This window comes from Lacticaseibacillus chiayiensis, assembly GCF_004123795.1.
Taxonomy (GTDB): Bacteria; Bacillota; Bacilli; order Lactobacillales; family Lactobacillaceae; genus Lacticaseibacillus; species Lacticaseibacillus chiayiensis.
In genome coordinates this window covers 1-2111 of the sequence record NZ_MSSM01000093.1, presented here as the reverse complement: position 1 = coordinate 2111, position 2111 = coordinate 1, and the positions used below count along the sequence as shown (strand labels likewise).

At 45.5% G+C, this 2111-nt stretch carries 2 protein-coding genes; one reads left to right on the top strand and one right to left on the bottom strand.

Features of this window, described 5'->3' with window-relative positions; genetic code table 11:
* Positions 1 to 22: 22 nt before the first annotated feature.
* Positions 23 to 472: an IS200/IS605 family transposase gene (gene tnpA, locus BVJ53_RS14760; protein ID WP_129302982.1), complete on the bottom strand. Its 450-nt coding sequence runs from the start codon at positions 470 to 472 to the stop codon at positions 23 to 25.
* A gap of 74 nt (positions 473 to 546) precedes the next feature.
* On the opposite strand from tnpA, the gene BVJ53_RS14755 reads away from it, so the two are divergent.
* Positions 547 to 1797: an RNA-guided endonuclease InsQ/TnpB family protein gene (locus tag BVJ53_RS14755; RefSeq protein ID WP_129302981.1), complete on the top strand. Its 1251-nt coding sequence runs from the start codon at positions 547 to 549 to the stop codon at positions 1795 to 1797.
* The last annotated feature ends 314 nt before the right edge of the window (positions 1798 to 2111 follow it).

Below are 2111 nucleotides of genomic sequence, written 5' to 3'. Positions count from 1 at the left end.
CATGGGATGGATAAGCCCCCTCTCAACGCCTCTTAGGGCGCTTTTTCAGTTCGTTGTACTTTTGGTTGTTGATGTAATTCTCAACGACGTCCTTGCTCATGTTGCCAAGTGTACTCATGTAGTAGCTGGGTGACCATAAATGTCCACCCCAATCTTGAGAATCGCGAATTTCCGGATGCCGTTTGAGAAAGATAAAGGCACTTCTGCCCTTGAGCGCCTTGATGGCACTGGTTGGTGCCTTGCTGGGTGGAAAACTGATCAATACATGGACATGATCGGGCATGACTTCCATTTTTTCGATCACAATCTCATTATTATCGGCAACCCCTTGCAAAATGACCTTCATTTCGTCTGCCAGTTCCTTAGTTACAAAAGTTTGATGGCGATATTTCGTTACCCAGATCAAATGGTAATGAAAGTTATAGATATAGCGTCTGGTATAAACCGCGTCTTGGATTTTTTCTTGAGTCATAAAAGTCACCTCAATTGTTGTCATCATTGGCTAATGCTATAATACCATTATAGCAAGAAAAGAGGTGGGATTAAATGAAGTCAATGGCACAATTAGAATATCATTATGGACTGAAGATTCGCGTCTACCCAAGTGACCGCCAAAAGCAATTGATTAAGCTTAACAGCGATGCCAGTCGCTTCGTCTATAACGAGATGGTGGCGATTGGTAAAGAACTCTGGCAATTAAAACAAGTCAAGCTGCCAATTGATACGGTTCAAGCTCGAATCAAGCAGCTTGAATTACGGCAAAATGCCAAGCAGATGTCCAATCATTTCCAATTCTTAGAAGACAAGCGCATTGACAGTCTTGCTAAGGCTAACGCTATCCGGAACTACCGCAAAGCATGGAAAGCCTTTCGGAAGGTTCATGGGACTGGCGTCCCAAAATTCCACCGTAAAAGCTATGCGTGGCGCTATCAAACTAATTGCCAATATATCAAGCAGAAAACGGCGCAGCTAACCAACGGGACCGTCTGCTTTGAAGACCTCAAGCACATCTTAGTGCCTAAGTTAGGTCGGCTACGCATTAAAGGCTCCCACAAACGATTACTGAGTCGGCAAGCAGAAACTCGCATTGGCACGGTCACGATTACTAAGGACGCTGCCGACCGTTTCTTTTTATCCATGCAACTGGGTTCTGATACACCGTTCATCACGAAGCCTGCCAAAACCAATCGGCAAACCGGCATTGACCTCAACACGAAAAACTTCTTGACGACCAGTGATGGCAAAGTTGTCGCAAATCCGCGCTACTATCGAACGATTAAGGGACGACTGGCTAAGGCCCAACGTGTTTTGTCGCGCCGTGCCCGAAGGGCAAAGAAAGAGCATCGACCGTTACGTAACAGTAAGAATTACCAAAAACAGCGCTTGGTAGTTGCTAAGATTCATGCACAGATTCTAGATCGGCGTAAGAACTTCTTGCACAACGTCTCAACCACACTAATCAAGAACCACGATTTAGTGGTTGCAGAGGAATTGCGAAGTAAGAACTTACTAAAAAATCACGCCTTGGCAATGAGTATCGCAGACGTAGGCTGGGGTACCTTCTTAGGCATGCTAACTTACAAGGCTGACCTTTATGGTCGCCAGTTTGTAACGGTCAATCCTAGGAATACCACTCAAACCTGTCATCATTGCGACTTCGTAATGGGAACCGAAGGCACTGATAAGCTTAGGCTTGCTGATCGAGAATGGACGTGTCCTAAATGCAGTACCCATCACATTCGCGATCACAATGCTGCTCAGAACATACTGATCAAAGGTATTACTAAATTAGCCTGATTAGGCTCGTCCCTATGGCAACCTGGGGACGCTAAAGGCACTGGTAATTGCCGTGTAAGACAAAGCAGTTCGTCGAACTGCCTGCAGTGGTGTATCTGTGCAAATTGTGATTCAAGCACTCGCAAGAAGGGTGTTTGCTCACAAGCCACTGACTTTAGTCAGTGGTGGTTGACGAAGAAATCGGTCATTGGCATTGGGCTGCTTTTATTAATCCTCTCACCATTACTAATGGCTAGCGTGAACCTGACGAATCATGAGTTGGGATTTGTTGTTATTGTGGTTGCATTTGCTTTGGAAGGCGTGGGCAATGCTCT